General features: G+C 74.8%; 14 protein-coding genes. 12 read left to right on the top strand and 2 right to left on the bottom strand.

Features of this window, described 5'->3' with window-relative positions:
* Positions 1 to 174 precede the first annotated feature (174 nt).
* From dpgA to J2S41_RS18600, 10 genes are all read left to right on the top strand, one after another.
* Positions 175 to 1,206 (top strand): 3,5-dihydroxyphenylacetyl-CoA synthase DpgA, encoded by a 1,032-nt coding sequence (gene dpgA, locus J2S41_RS18645; RefSeq protein WP_310369160.1) that lies wholly within the window; start codon positions 175 to 177, stop codon positions 1,204 to 1,206.
* Complete coding sequence (gene dpgB / locus J2S41_RS18640) at positions 1,200 to 1,868, top strand: enoyl-CoA-hydratase DpgB (RefSeq protein ID WP_310369159.1); 669 nt, start codon at positions 1,200 to 1,202, stop codon at positions 1,866 to 1,868. Before dpgA ends, dpgB begins: the two co-directional genes overlap by 7 nt.
* 165 nt (positions 1,869 to 2,033) lie before the next feature.
* Complete coding sequence (locus tag J2S41_RS18635; protein ID WP_310369158.1) at positions 2,034 to 3,389, top strand: cation:proton antiporter; 1,356 nt, start codon at positions 2,034 to 2,036, stop codon at positions 3,387 to 3,389.
* 26 nt (positions 3,390 to 3,415) lie between these two features.
* Positions 3,416 to 4,792, top strand: coding sequence for an aminotransferase-like domain-containing protein (locus J2S41_RS18630; protein ID WP_374728136.1), 1,377 nt, complete (start codon positions 3,416 to 3,418; stop codon positions 4,790 to 4,792).
* Between the two features lie 22 nt (positions 4,793 to 4,814).
* Positions 4,815 to 5,186 carry a chorismate mutase gene (aroH, locus tag J2S41_RS18625; protein WP_310369156.1) on the top strand — a complete coding sequence of 124 codons (372 nt, stop codon included), beginning with the start codon at positions 4,815 to 4,817 and terminating at the stop codon, positions 5,184 to 5,186.
* Between the two features lie 17 nt (positions 5,187 to 5,203).
* Positions 5,204 to 6,265 carry a 4-hydroxyphenylpyruvate dioxygenase gene (gene hppD / locus J2S41_RS18620; RefSeq protein WP_310369155.1) on the top strand — a complete coding sequence of 354 codons (1,062 nt, stop codon included), beginning with the start codon at positions 5,204 to 5,206 and terminating at the stop codon, positions 6,263 to 6,265.
* A 1-nt stretch (position 6,266) separates the two neighbouring features.
* Positions 6,267 to 7,361 carry a prephenate dehydrogenase gene (locus J2S41_RS18615; RefSeq protein ID WP_310369154.1) on the top strand — a complete coding sequence of 365 codons (1,095 nt, stop codon included), beginning with the start codon at positions 6,267 to 6,269 and terminating at the stop codon, positions 7,359 to 7,361.
* A 98-nt stretch (positions 7,362 to 7,459) separates the two neighbouring features.
* Positions 7,460 to 8,176, top strand: a complete 717-nt coding sequence (locus J2S41_RS18610) for a helix-turn-helix domain-containing protein (RefSeq protein WP_310369153.1) — start codon at positions 7,460 to 7,462, stop codon at positions 8,174 to 8,176.
* Positions 8,177 to 8,225: 49 nt separating this feature from the next.
* The gene (locus J2S41_RS18605; protein WP_310369152.1) at positions 8,226 to 9,485 is read left to right on the top strand and encodes a P-loop NTPase family protein; all 1,260 of its coding nucleotides are present in this window, start codon (positions 8,226 to 8,228) and stop codon (positions 9,483 to 9,485) included.
* Positions 9,482 to 10,114, top strand: a complete 633-nt coding sequence (locus J2S41_RS18600) for a hypothetical protein (RefSeq protein WP_310369151.1) — start codon at positions 9,482 to 9,484, stop codon at positions 10,112 to 10,114. The genes J2S41_RS18605 and J2S41_RS18600 overlap by 4 nt, the downstream gene beginning before the upstream one ends.
* Here J2S41_RS18600 and J2S41_RS18595 read toward each other — a convergent pair.
* Positions 10,107 to 11,084 carry a helix-turn-helix transcriptional regulator gene (locus tag J2S41_RS18595; RefSeq protein WP_310369150.1) on the bottom strand — a complete coding sequence of 326 codons (978 nt, stop codon included), beginning with the start codon at positions 11,082 to 11,084 and terminating at the stop codon, positions 10,107 to 10,109. The genes J2S41_RS18600 and J2S41_RS18595 overlap by 8 nt on opposite strands.
* A 295-nt stretch (positions 11,085 to 11,379) precedes the next feature.
* Here J2S41_RS18595 and J2S41_RS18590 point away from each other — a divergent pair, with 295 nt between their 5' ends.
* Both J2S41_RS18590 and J2S41_RS18585 read left to right on the top strand, forming a co-directional pair.
* The gene (locus J2S41_RS18590; RefSeq protein ID WP_310369149.1) at positions 11,380 to 11,649 is read left to right on the top strand and encodes a DUF1876 domain-containing protein; all 270 of its coding nucleotides are present in this window, start codon (positions 11,380 to 11,382) and stop codon (positions 11,647 to 11,649) included.
* A 2-nt stretch (positions 11,650 to 11,651) separates the two neighbouring features.
* The gene (locus J2S41_RS18585; RefSeq protein ID WP_310369148.1) at positions 11,652 to 12,641 is read left to right on the top strand and encodes an Acg family FMN-binding oxidoreductase; all 990 of its coding nucleotides are present in this window, start codon (positions 11,652 to 11,654) and stop codon (positions 12,639 to 12,641) included.
* Here J2S41_RS18585 and J2S41_RS18580 read toward each other — a convergent pair.
* Positions 12,628 to 13,113 (bottom strand): nitroreductase/quinone reductase family protein, encoded by a 486-nt coding sequence (locus J2S41_RS18580; RefSeq protein WP_310369147.1) that lies wholly within the window; start codon positions 13,111 to 13,113, stop codon positions 12,628 to 12,630. The two genes, J2S41_RS18585 and J2S41_RS18580, sit on opposite strands and share 14 nt — an antisense overlap.
* Positions 13,114 to 13,134: the final 21 nt, after the last annotated feature.

Here is a 13,134-nt window from a genome sequence, read left to right as displayed (position 1 = left end):
AGGTTCGTCGTGGCAGTTATCCGCGGCATTCCAGGAGAGGTGCGTAATGTCCACGTGGTCGGTCAAGAAGCTGGTCTGCAGTAAGCGCCGCATGTGGGGGTGGATGTACCGATGACGGTCACCCTCGAACGTCCCGCCGGAACGCTGGCGCCGGCGATTTCCCGAATGGTCGGAGTGGGCACCGCGACGACCGGCACGCCGATCTCCCAGACCGAGCTGCTCGACGTGCTCGGCATCGACGACCCGAAGGTGCGGTCCGTCTATCTGAACAGCGCCATCGCCGCCCGCCACCTCACGCTGCCGGAGCCGGACGCGGACGGGCGCCGCCGGCCGGAGCCGCAGGGCGAGCTGCTGGCCAAGCACGAGCGCCTGGCGATCGAGATGGGCGGCCAGGCGCTGCAGAACTGCCTGAAGGACGTCGGCGCCTCGCTGTCCGACCTGCGGCACCTGTGCTGCGTCACGTCGACCGGCTTCCTCACCCCCGGGCTGAGCGCGCGGATCATCAAGGACCTCGGCATCGACCCGCACTGCAGCCGCGCCGACATCGTGGGCATGGGCTGCAACGCCGGTCTCAACGCGCTCAACGTGGTCGCCGGATGGTCCGCGGCGCACCCGGGTGAGCTGGGCGTCGTGCTCTGCACCGAGGCGTGCTCGGCCGCCTACGCGCTGGACGGCAGCATGCGTACCGCCGTGGTCAACAGCCTGTTCGGCGACGGCGCCGCGGCCGTGGCGCTGATCAGCGACGGCGCCGGCGAGCCCCGGCCGGGACCGCGCATCCTCAAGTTCGCCAGCTTCCTGATCACCGAGGCGATCGAGGCGATGCGCTACGACTGGGACAGCGACCTCGGCCGGTTCAGCTTCTTCCTCGACCCGCAGATCCCGTACGTGGTGGGCGCGAACGCGGAGACCGTGATCGACCGCCTGCTCGCCGGCACGGGCCTGCGCCGCAGCGACATCGCGCACTGGCTGGTGCACTCCGGCGGCAAGAAGGTGATCGACGCGGTCGTGGTGAACCTGGGCCTGAGCCGGCACGACGTGCGGCACACCGTCGGCGTCCTGCGCGACCACGGCAACCTCTCCAGCGGCTCGTTCCTGTTCTCCTACGAGCGGCTGGCCGAGGAGGGCGTCACCGAGCCCGGCGACTACGGCGTGCTGATGACCATGGGCCCGGGCTCCACCATCGAGATGGCGCTGGTCCAGTGGTGACCGCGGCGGGCGTCGACGACCTGGTGCTGCGCGTGGACGGGAGCCGGCCGCCGTCGGCCGCCGAGGTCGAGGCGGTGCAGCGGCTGTGCGACCGCGCCGAGGACGATTTCGGCGCGGGAGTCCTGGTGGTGTACGCGTCCGGGGCTCCGCTGCCCGGGTGGACGCGTACGCTCGATGTCGGGCTGGTGACCAAATGGGAGCGGACGGTTCGCCGGCTGGAGCGGCTCGGCCTGACGACCGTCGCGGTTGCCGCGGGCGACTGCGGCGGCATCGCGCTGGACGTGCTGCTCGCCGCCGACGTGCGGATCGCGGCCGCGGGCGCGCGCCTGGTCGTGCCGGTCGGTGGTGACGCGACCTGGCCGGGCATGGCGCTGTACCGGCTGGCCCGGCAGGGCGGTGCCCGCGGGCTGCGCCGTGCGGCGCTGCTCGGCACGCCGATCGAGGCCGAGGCGGCCGCGTCCGCGGGCCTGATCGATGTGGTCACCGAGGAGCCGGGCGGCGCGCTGGCCGAGGTCGCGGCCGCCGCCGCGGCGATGCCGGGCAGCGAAGTGGCGATCCGGCGTCAGCTGATGCTCGAGGCCGGCCAGCAGAGCTTCGACGAGGCACTCGGCGCCCACCTGGCCGCCTGCGACCGCACCCTGCGGCGGGCGGCCGCGTCGTAATCCGTCCCTCTCGTGACCGGAGCGTGCCCGCCGCGGGGCGGGCACGCTCCATGACCCTCCACTGTGGATGTCCGCCGGCCGGTTGATCGGTTGGACGGGCGGGCCGGCGGTCCGGACCCGGTGGAGGGCCGGCAGGTGCCCGATCTATCCGAGGAGAGCCGTCCGATGACGTTCACCGCGCCGCCCCCGTCGCTCGGCGGCCATCAGTTGCTCGTGTTCCTGGTCGCCGTGGTGACGCTGTTGCTGGTCGCCCGGCTCCTCGCCAGCCTCGCGGAACGGGTCGGCATGCCGGCCATCGTGGGCGAGCTGGCCACCGGCGTCATCCTGGGGCCGTCGCTGCTCGGCCACCTGCTGCCCGGCCTGACCGGCTGGATCTTCCCGTCCGCCGCGCAGCAGATGAACCTGCTGGACGCGGTCGGCCAGCTCGGCATCCTGCTGCTGGTCGGGCTCACCGGCACCCACCTGGACGTCGCGATGGTACGGCGGCGCAAGGCCACCGCCGCGCGGATCAGCCTGGGCGGCCTGCTCATCCCGCTGGTGCTCGGCCTCGGCGTCGGCTATCTGCTGGCCGACTGGATCAGCGGCGCACCGGTGGCGGACCGGACGCTGTTCGCCGGCTTCATCGCCGTGGCGATGTGCGTGACGGCCATCCCGGTGATCGCCAAGACGCTCTCCGACATGCGGCTGCTGCACCGCGACATCGGCCAGCTGACCATGGCGGCCGGCACGATCGACGACGCGGTCGGCTGGTTCCTGCTGTCGGTGGTGTCGATGGCCGCCACGGTCGGGCTGGCCGCCGGGCACGTGTTCCAGGCGATCGGCTACCTGCTCGGCTTCGTCGCCCTCGCCGTGCTGGCCGGCCGGCCGCTGGTGCGCCGGGCGATGCGGCTGGCCGACCGCGCCGAGGGACCCGGCCCCAGCATCGTCACCGCGGTCGTCATCGTCCTGACCGGCGCCGCGATGACCCAGGCGCTGCACATGGAGCCGGTCTTCGGCGCGTTCGTGGCCGGCATCCTGGTCGGGCTGCCGCGGGCGGCGAACCAGGCGAAGCTGGCCGCGCTGCGCACCGTCGTGCTCACCGTGCTGGCGCCGCTGTTCCTGGCCACGGCCGGGTTCCGGATGGACCTGACCGCGCTGGCCGAGCCCCGGGTGGCGCTCGCCGCGGTGGTGGTGCTGGCGGTGGCGATCCTCGGCAAGTTCGCCGGGGCGTACGCGGGCGCCCGCCTCAGCCGGCTCAGCCGCTGGGAGGGCCTGGCGATCGGCGCGGGCATGAACTCCCGGGGCGTGGTGGAGGTGGTGGTGGCGCTCACCGGCCTGCGGCTGGGCATCCTGAACACCGCCGGCTACACGATCGTCGTGCTGGTCGCGATCGTCACGTCGGTGATGGCGCCGCCGCTGCTGCGCTACACCTGCGCGCGCATCACGGAGAACGAGGACGAGCGGCTGCGGAAGATCGACCACGACACGTGGGCCGGCGTCCCCGCCCGGCCGTCCCCGTCCAGCGCCGGAGAACCGGCCTGACAGTCGGTTGGACGCATTGTTCACCGATGCCACGCGTGCGATTGTCGAACCGAGTGACAAGCGCTGAGGAATCGACCGGGAGAATTGTGGTGGGATCATCCGTGCTACGTAAGTCGGAATTGCATTCCAGCGTTTCCGACCCGGTTCTGGACACGATGAACTTCCTCAACGAGGTGACCCTGCGCTATCCCGAGGCGATCTCATTCGCGCCGGGCCGCCCGTACGACGGATTCTTCGAGACCGAAGAGGTGCTCACCCACCTCCGCCGCTATCTCGACCACCTCGCGGAACGGGGCGCCTCGCCCGAGCAGGTGCGCACGGCGGTCTACCAGTACGGCCCGACCGCCGGCCAGATCCGCGAGATCATCGCCGACTCGCTGCGCCGGGACGAGGGCATCGACGTGCGGCCCGAGTCCATCGTGGTCACGGTCGGCGCGCAGGAGGCGATGATGCTCGCCGTCCGCGCGCTGATCCGGGACCCGGACGACGTGCTGCTCGTCTCCAGCCCCTGCTACGTGGGCATCACCGGGATCGCCCGGCTGCTGGACGTCACGCTCTGCCCGGTGCCGGAGTCGGCGGCGGGGTTCTCGCTGTCCATCCTGGAGGCGGCGATCCGGGATCAGCGGGCCGCCGGGCGCCGGCCGCGCGCGTTCTACCTGGTGCCCGACCACGCCAACCCGTCCGGGTCCACGCTGTCGCTCGCGGACCGCGCCGCGCTGCTGGACCTGGCCGCGCGCGAGGACCTGCTGATCCTGGAGGACTCGCCGTACCGGCTGGTCAGCCCGGGCGCGCCGGTGCCGACGCTGAAGGCGCTGGACCGGCACCGCGCGGTGGTGCACCTCGGGTCGTACTCGAAGACGCTGTTCCCCGGCGCGCGGGTGGGCTTCGCCGTGGCCGACCAGACCGTGGTGGGCGACGACGGCCGGACCGGGCTGCTGGCCGACGAGCTGTCGAAGATCAAAAGCATGGTGACGGTCAACACCTCGTCGCTGAGCCAGGCCGTGGTGGCCGGCGCGCTGCTCGCGGCCGGTGGCCGGGTCTCCGAGCTGAACGCCAAGGCGGCCGGCCACTACGGCGACGCCATGCGGTGGGTGCTCGACCGGCTCGCCGACCGGCTGCCCCCGCAGCGCCGCGCCGAGCTGGGCGTGCGGTGGAACGAGCCGACCGGCGGCTTCTTCCTCGGCGTGACGGTCGGGTTCGAGGCGGACGAGGCGGCGCTCACCCGGTCCGCGGAGGAGTACGGCGTGATCTGGACGCCGATGCGCTACTTCCACCCGGACGACGGCGGACGCCGGGCCATCCGGCTCTCGGTCAGCTACCTGTCGCCCGAGGAGATCGACGAGGGCATCACCCGCCTGGTCGCGTTCATCGACGCGGAGACCCGACGAGAGGCGCACGCATGACACACCCCGACTCTTCGGCCGGATGGCACCGATGACGGTGCACGCCATCCGGGGAGCCGTCCAGGTGTCCGCCGACGACCGGTCCCGGATCATGGAGGCCACCGTCGAGCTGGTCACCGAGATCATGACCCGCAACGAGCTGACCAGCACCGACGTGGTCAGCGTGCTGTTCACCACGACGCCGGACCTGACCGCCGAGTTCCCGGCCAAGGCCGCACGCAAGGCCGGGCTCGACGACGTGCCGCTGCTGTGCGCGAGCGAGATCGCCGTACCGGGCGCGATGCCCCGGGTGGTGCGCCTGCTCGCGCACGTCGACGTGGACCGCGGCCGGACCGAGATCCGGCACGTCTACCTGGGCGGTGCCGAAGCGCTGCGCCCGGACCTCGAGCAATGACGCCAGGGAGCGGAGACATGGACATCCGTACGATCGACCATCTGGAAATCTTCAGCGAGGACGCGGAGGAGACGGCGGCGCGGCTGTGCACCGGCTTCGGCTTCGCCGTCCACGGCCGCGGCGGCCCGGACACCGGTCGGGCCGACGCGCTCTCCATCCTGCTCCGCCAACACGACATCACGCTGCTGGTGACCACGCCGCTGGCCGCCGGCCACCGCGGTCACGACTACCTCGCCCGGCACGGCGAGGGCATCGCCGCGGTCGGCTTCGCGGTCGAGGACGCGGCCGCGGCGTTCGCCGAGGCGGTCGCGCGCGGCGCGGCGCCGCTCGGGCCGCCCAGCACGCCCGACGGCGAGGGCGGGCCGGTCACGTTCGCCTCGGTGGACGGCTTCGGCGACGTCGAGCACCGCTTCACCTCGCGCCGCGACCCGGCCGGGCCGTTCGCGCCGGGCCTCATCGCGGAGCAGCCGCGACCGGCCGGCGGCCTGCTGCTGGAGGTGGACCACCTGGCGGTGTGCCTGCCCGCCGGTGAGCTGGACCCCGCCATCCGCCGCTACCGGGACGTCTTCGACTTCGAGCAGACGTTCGAGGAGCAGATCATCGTCGGCAAGCAGGCGATGCGGTCCAAGGTGGTGCAGAGCGCGTCCCGCGGCGTCACGTTCACCATCATCGAGCCGGACCTCAGCCGTGACCCCGGGCAGATCGACGCGTTCATCGAGGCGCACGACGGCGCGGGCGTGCAGCACGTCGCGTTCCGTACCGAGGACATCGTGTCCGGCGTGCGCACCTGCGCGGACCAGGGCGTGCCGTTCCTCACCACGCCGGGGGAGTACTACGAGGCGCTGCCCGGGCGGCTCGGCTCGGTCGGCGTGCCGGTGGAGCGGCTGCGCGAGCTGAACATCCTCGCGGACCGCGACTACGCCGGCGTGATGCTCCAGATCTTCACGGCGTCCACCCACCCGAAGCGCACGCTGTTCTACGAGCTGATCGAGCGGCGCGGCGCGCGCACCTTCGGCACCAACAACATCAAGGCGCTGTACGAGGCGGTCGAGCGCGAGCAGGCCGCGGCGCAGGCCTGAGATGGTACGCAGCCTGCTGGTGATCGGCACCGGGCTGATCGGCACCTCGGTGGCGCTGGCCGCCCGGCGCGCCGGGGTGACCGTCTTCCTCGCCGACCGCGACGTCACGGCCGCCCGGGTGGCCGAGTCGCTCGGCGCGGGCCTGGCCGAGCCGCCCCGGCACCCGGTGGACCTGGCACTGATCGCGGTGCCGCCCGCCCACGTCGGCCCGGTGCTGCGCGACGCGCAGCACCGGCGGTCGGCGCGCAGCTACACCGACGTGGCCGGCGTCAAGGCGGGGCCGGAGCGCGACGCGCTGCGGCTGGCGCCCGACCCGGTCGCGTACGTCGGCGGCCACCCGATGGCCGGCCGGGAGCGGTCCGGCCCGCTGGCCGCCACGGCGGACCTCTTCGCCGGCCGGACCTGGGTGCTCACCCCCTCCGGACGGACCGGCGCCGCGGCGCTGGACGACGCCACCGCACTGGCCGTGCTGTGCGGCGCGGTGCCGGTCCGGCTGGACAGCCGCGCGCACGACGCCATGGTGGCGGTCACCTCGCACGTGCCGCACCTGATGGCGAGCCTGACCGCGGCCCGCCTGCGGGACGCGCCGGCCGGCACGGACGCGCTGATCGGCCAGGGGGCGCGGGACGTCACCCGCATCGCGGCCGGTGACCCGGCGCTGTGGACCGGCATCGTCCACGCGAACGCGCCCGCGATCGCGGCCGTGCTGCGCGACGTGCGTGACGACCTCGCCCGCCTGTCGGCCGCGGTCGACGCCCTGGACGGGACCGGCCCGGACGGGCGCGAGCGCGCGCTGCGCACGATCACCGACGTGCTGGAGCGGGGCGCGGCCGGCGCGGTCCGCACCCGGCCGGCCCAGGTGCCGGACCGGCTGCGGGTGGTGCTCGGCCGGGAGCCGGGCGCGCTGGGCCGCCTGCTCCGCGCGGCGGCGCCGCACGGCGTCACCGCGGACCGGGCCGAACCGCTGCCGCACGCCGAGGACGAGTTGGTCGTCCACCTGGAGGTCCCGCCCGCCGCGGCCGGCTCCGCGGTGGCGGCGCTGGACGCGGCCGGCTGGCACGTCACCCGCGCCGAGACGGCCCCGGCCGGTCGCTGACCCGACCGTACCCCCGGCTGATTATGTCCTGATGGGGGAGGCGGTTCCCCGTCCCGCCGCGATGAGCTGGACCGACGACGGCGGATGCGGTGAGGCGGATGGATCGGACCGGACCGGAGACGGCCGAGGCGCGCGGGCGCGGCGTGCTGGAGGGCGCGTTCCAGCTGCTGGAGGCGCTCTCCGAGGTGGACGCGGTGGGCCTGTCCGCGGTCGCGCGGCTCAGCGGCCTGCCGAAGGCGACCACGTACCGGCTGCTCGACCAGCTCGAAGCGCTCGGCGCGGTCGAGCGGGTGCGCGGCGGCTACCGGCTCGGCCGGATGCTGAGCGCGCTCACCGACCCGCGCCGGCCGGTGCGCCGGCTGCGCGGCGCCGCGTACGAGCCGTGCCGGGAGCTCGCGCTGCGGACCGGCTGCACCGTCGGCGTGGCGGTGCTGCGGGAGCACGAGATCGTCTGCGTGTCCTCCGTGGTCGCCAGGGAGCGGATGCTGCTCGACCTCGGCCTGATGACGTTTCCGCCGGTCACGGCCGCCGGCCAGCTGCTGCTGGCGGAGCGGGAGGACGCCGGGCCGCCGGCGCCGATGTCCGGCCTGGAGTGGCGCCGGGCGCGCGCGGCGATCCGCGACCGGGGCGTCGCCATCGATCAGGGCATCGTTCCCGGACTGTCCTGCGTGGCCGTGGGCATCCGTGAGCCGGGCGGGCGGCTGGTCGCCTCGCTCTCCGCGATCGTGGTCGCGCCGGCGGTCCCGCCCGCGGTCACCGGCCGGGTGCGGCGCGCCGCCGCGGACATCGCCAGAAATCTGACGCTGGTCCGCTGACCGGACCGGCGCGCTGGTCCGGCCGGGTGCGCGCGCCCATGCTCGACCGATGAGCCTTCTCCTTGTGATCGTGCTGCTGGCGGCCGTCGTCCTGGTCGTCCTCCGGCTGCGCTCGCGGCGGGTGGACCGGCCGGTCAGCGGCGACGAGGCCGGCGTGCCGACGTTCCGGGTGGCCGCGCTCGGGCCGCGCGGCTCCGGCAAGACGCTGCTGCTGGCCAGCATGTACCACGAGATGCAGGTGTGGGCCGGTCGGTCGTACCTGCTGACCGCGCCGCGAGCCGAGGTGGCGCTGCTCAACCAGTGGTTCAGCCAGGTCGAGGACACCGCACGGGACTGGCCGGCCGGCACCGCGGTGGCGGACACCCGCGAGTTCACCTTCACCGTACGGACCAGGACCGCCTCCGGCGAGCTGCGCCCGGTGCTGCGCCTGGTCTACCTGGAGTACGCCGGGAAGATCCTCACGGAGCCCGAGGAACCCGGCTCGCACCTGTGGTCCGAGCTGGACGCCCAGGTCCAGCGCGCCGACGCGCTGATCGGCATCGTCGACGGCCACCGGGTCCGGCAGTGGTACGACGGCGTCCCCGAGGGCCGGGTCCGGCTCCAGCACGCGATGACCGCGATGATCAACCGGATGCTGACCGTGGACAAGCCGGTCACGTTCATCATCACCAAGTGGGACCTGCTGCGCGACATCGACGTCGACGACGACGCGCGGCTGCGCGCGGTCCGCAAGCTGCTGATGTCCAACCGCGGCTTCCGCGAGCTGGTGCGCGAGCACGCCGCCCGCCGGGTGGTGCGGCTGATCCCGGTCAGCGCGGTCGGCCCGTCCTTCGCCGAGATGGACGACGCGGGCGAGGTCGCCAAGGTGCCCGGCGGCGAGCTGCGCCCGACCAACGTGGACGTGCCGCTGGCCGCGGTCGTCCCGGACGTGTTCGAGCAGGTCGCGCGGGCGCTCGACCGGCAGAAGCTGGAGGCCGCGATGGAGGCCGTCCGCCGCCGCACCGGTGCCGGGCCGGCTGCCGCGCTGGCCGAGCTGGGCGCGTTCGTGGTGGCCCACGCCGCGCGAGTGACCAGCGGCGTCGCCGCGTTCAGCGCGCCCTACACCGCGTTCATCGGTGCCGCCGCGGCCGAACTGTACGGCCCGCGCGCCGACGCCCGGAACGCGATCACCGAGCGGGCGCTGAGCGAGGCCGAGCGCGAGGTGGAGGACTTCCAGTTCGCCCAGCGGCGGGTGATCCGCGACCTGCGCAGCCGGGTGGACGTGCTGGAGGGCCGGCTGCCCGCCTCCCGGCTGGACGGTGCGGAGTGACGGCCGGATGGCCGGTGCTGGTCGCGGCCGGGCGGCGGCGCGACTACAGCGCCGTGCTCGCGCCGGACTTCCTGGTCGAGGCGCGCGCGTACGGCGTGCTGACCGATTCGCTGCGCACGCTCGCCCCGGACGATCCGCCGCGGGTCGTCGCGGTGCCGGCCGGTGGCGTGCGCCTCCGGATCACCTACGCGGCCCACGACGTGACCTCGGCGGACCTGGACGATCCGGGGGTACGGCCGGGAGCGCCGGTCCGGGACGAGCACGGCCGCCCGCTGCGGTTCCTGTACGGCGTCGCCTGGCGGGAGGGGACCGCGGGCGAGCCGGGCCGCGCGGAGCTGGAGGTGGCGCTGGGGGAGGCGCGCCACGCGTACCGCCGCTTCCTGGCCGACGAGGAGGGCTTCACGGTGCTCCCCTCGTCGTCGTTCCCGTTGCGTACCCCGGTGTCCGCGGCCCCCGCGGCGGCACCGCCGCCCCGCCCCGCGCGCCGCCGGACCGTGGTGCTGCTGTCCGGCACGCTGATCGCGCTGATCGCGCTGCTGGTCCTGCTGCTGCCGCGCGGTGGCGGCGACCCGGACCCGGTCTGCAGCGACCCGGCCCGGTGCTCGCCGAGCCCGTCGCCGGTCAGGTGACCGGGGACGCCGGCCGGGACCGCGCGGCCTGGGTGAAGCGGCGGGCCAGGTGGGCGAAGGCCTCGGTCAGCTCGGCCGGGCCGACCACCTCGAGGTCCGCGTCGAAGCGGGCGATCGCGGCGGCCAGGGCCGCCCAGGACCAGGAGCCGAGCGTGAGCCGGCAGCGGTCCGGGCCGAGCGCCTCGACCAGGCCGTCACGCGTGTAGAGCGCCACGTCCGCGGCGGGCCGGTCGAGGATCACCGTGCCGCGGCAGGGCCAGTCGCCGGAGTCGTCGCCGGAGCCGCGGAACCGGCCGATCACGTACCTGGCGACGTCGCCGCCGGGCAGCTCGCGCGGCGTGAACCGCGGGCCGTTCGGCGTGCGGGGCACGATGCGGTCCACCCGGAACGTGCGCCAGTCCTCCCGGTCCAGGTCCCAGGCGACCAGGTACCACCGCCCGTCCCAGGTGACGACGTGGTGCGGCTCGGCCCGGCGCCGATCCTCGCCGTAGTCGAAGCGCAGCACCTCGCGGGCGTGCACGGCGGCGCTGAGCGCCAGGAGCACGTCGCCGCCGACCGGCGCGGCCGGGCGCGCGACCGGCCGGTCGACCGCGGTGACGCTGAGCGCGTTCACCCGGTGCCGCAGCCGCGACGGCAGGACCTGCCGGACGGTGGCCAGCGCCCGCCCGGCCGCCTCCGCGATGCCGCTGCCCCGGCTGGTCGCCGCGACCTGCAACGCGACGGTGAGCGCGATCGCCTGCTCGTCGTCGAACAGCAGCGGCGGCAGTTCCGTACCCGCGTGGAGCCGGTAACCGCCGTCCGGCCCCTTCACCGCGGCGATCGGGTAGCCGAGCTCCCGGAGCCGGTCGACGTCGCGGCGCACGGTGCGCAGGCTGATGTCGAGCCGCTCGGCCAGCACCGCACCGGACCAGTCCCGGCGGCTCTGCAACAGCGACAGCAGGGCCAGCAATCGCGCGGAGGTCTTCGGCATGCCCCCGATTCTGCCCCCGGTAGGTGTCACTTCCTGTCACCTGCCGCCGCCAGTGTGGGGCGGACATCCCACCTCACCGAAGGACCGCACATGCGCACCCGCCCCCTCGGCCGCACCGTTGGACATCGCGTACGTACCTCCCGCCCTCGGGGACGCGACGCTGCGCCGCCGCCGCACCGGAGATCGCGCCGCCGCCTGAGGTGCCGGGGGCCGGTTCGCGGGGGCTGGCGGTCCTTCGGCCCTGGGCGGCGCGTGTGGTGGCGCCGATCCTGGGGACGGGAGGAAGGAGGGCGTCATGTCCGCGACGAAGCGGTGGAACGTGGAGATCCTCATCGGGGAGACGCACCGGAGGACGTACGCCGAGGCGCAGCTGTACGACGAGATCAGCAACGAGCTGATCGGTCACGGCTCGGCGGCCGTCCATCCGGACGAGCCGGTGGTGCCGGAGGTCGGCGACGAGATCGCGGTCGCCCGGGCGCTGGCCGATCTCGGGAACCGGCTGCTGGTCACGGCCGCCGGAGACCTCGAGGACGTGCTCGGCACGCGCGTCCAGTTGGAGCGGTAGCCATGGCACCGGCATCCGCGGTGATCGGCGCCCTGTCCCCGGAGACGCTGGACGCCTGCCTGGCGGCGGCGGTCGCGGCGCCCTCGGTCCACAACACGCAGCCGTGGCGGTTCCGCGTGCCCGGGCCGGAGATCGAGGTGCTGGCCGACGACCGGCGCCGGCTGCGCGTGCTCGACCCGGCCGGGCGGCTGCTGGCGATCAGCGTCGGCGCCGCCGCGCTCAACCTGCGGGTGGCGATGCGCGCCCGCGGCCGGCTGCCCGTGCAGCGCATCCTGCCGGACCGCGCCCGCCCGGACGCGCTGGTCGCGGTGCTGCCCGGGCCGTTCGCGCCGCCCGGCGCCAGCGTGCTGGGGCTGGCCGCGGCGATCGGCCGGCGGCACACCAGCCGGCTGCCGCTGGAGACCGGCGCGATCCCGTGGCGCGTCCAGCAGGATCTCCTGGCGGCCGCCGCGGCGGAGGGCGCCAGGCTGACCGTCTGCGACCCGGTCACCCGGGACGGCCTGCTGGCGCTCACCCGGGCGGCGGAGGAGACGCTGCGGCGCGACCCGGTCTACCGGAACGAGATCGCGGCCTGGACCGGCGGGCCGCCGTCGCGCGCGGACGGCGTCCCGGCGGCCGCGTTCGCGCCGGAGGACTCCGGGCACCGGCTGGCGCTGCGCGACTTCCGGCTCGGCCACCCGGAACTCGGCCGCCGGATGACGGCGCGCTTCGAGCGCTTCCCGGCCCTGATGGTGCTGTCCACGGCCGGGGACACCCCCTACGACTGGGTGCGTGCCGGGCAGGCGCTGCAACGGGTGCTGCTCACCGCGACCGTGCACGGGCTGGTGGTCACGCCGATGAATCAGGCGCTGGACGTACCGGCGCTGCGGCACCTCGCCGGCGGCGACGGAGACCGGCGGTACGCCCAGGTGATCCTCCGCGCCGGGTACGGCCGGCCCGGACCGGCCACGCCGCGCCGCGGGCTCGACGAGGTGCTGGTCAGCTCCGCGTGACGTGGAAGACCGGGAAACCCTCGGCCACGGTACGCAGCTCCGCCTCGGACGTCTCGGCCGTGATCGGCAGGTGCGGCCGGGCTCCGGGCGCCAGCCGCAGGTAGCGGCGCAGGATCGGTGGCCGCCGCGCCGCCGGGACCTCGGTGAGCAGCACCGGTTCCCGGCGGCCCCGGCGCAGCACGGCCCGGCCGCCCGCGGCGCGCACGTTGCGCACCCAGTTGGCGCGCTCGCCCAGCATCGACACCAGGTAGCGCTCGCCGTCGACCGTGGCGACGACCACCGGCACCGGGATCGGCCGCCCGCTGCGCCGCCCGGTGACCTCCAGCGTCACGGCCCGCCGCGGCGTCAGCAGCCCGGCGCCGTACTGCGCCGCGTCCAGCCGGTTCAGCAGCCGGGCGAGCCGCCCGGGCCGGTCGTCCGGGTACATCCGGCGCTTCGCCGCGTACAGCCGGTCCATGATCCATCGGCGCATGCCCGTCCTCCCTCGTCCAGG

Origin of the sequence: Catenuloplanes atrovinosus (assembly GCF_031458235.1) — a bacterium.
Lineage (GTDB): Bacteria > Actinomycetota > Actinomycetes > Mycobacteriales > Micromonosporaceae > Catenuloplanes > Catenuloplanes atrovinosus.
This window is presented reverse-complemented; position numbering and strand designations above follow the sequence as displayed.

Coding starts and splice junctions, on each gene's coding strand:
- J2S41_RS18635 (WP_310369158.1), top strand. CDS start 2,034: ATGACGTTCACCGCGCCGCCCCCGTCGCTCGGCGGCCATCAGTTGCTC.
- J2S41_RS18630 (WP_374728136.1), top strand. CDS start 3,416: ATGCCACGCGTGCGATTGTCGAACCGAGTGACAAGCGCTGAGGAATCG.
- aroH (WP_310369156.1), top strand. CDS start 4,815: ATGGCACCGATGACGGTGCACGCCATCCGGGGAGCCGTCCAGGTGTCC.
- hppD (WP_310369155.1), top strand. CDS start 5,204: ATGGACATCCGTACGATCGACCATCTGGAAATCTTCAGCGAGGACGCG.
- J2S41_RS18615 (WP_310369154.1), top strand. CDS start 6,267: ATGGTACGCAGCCTGCTGGTGATCGGCACCGGGCTGATCGGCACCTCG.
- J2S41_RS18610 (WP_310369153.1), top strand. CDS start 7,460: ATGGATCGGACCGGACCGGAGACGGCCGAGGCGCGCGGGCGCGGCGTG.
- J2S41_RS18605 (WP_310369152.1), top strand. CDS start 8,226: ATGAGCCTTCTCCTTGTGATCGTGCTGCTGGCGGCCGTCGTCCTGGTC.
- J2S41_RS18595 (WP_310369150.1), bottom strand. CDS start 11,084: ATGCCGAAGACCTCCGCGCGATTGCTGGCCCTGCTGTCGCTGTTGCAG.
- J2S41_RS18590 (WP_310369149.1), top strand. CDS start 11,380: ATGTCCGCGACGAAGCGGTGGAACGTGGAGATCCTCATCGGGGAGACG.
- J2S41_RS18585 (WP_310369148.1), top strand. CDS start 11,652: ATGGCACCGGCATCCGCGGTGATCGGCGCCCTGTCCCCGGAGACGCTG.
- J2S41_RS18580 (WP_310369147.1), bottom strand. CDS start 13,113: ATGCGCCGATGGATCATGGACCGGCTGTACGCGGCGAAGCGCCGGATG.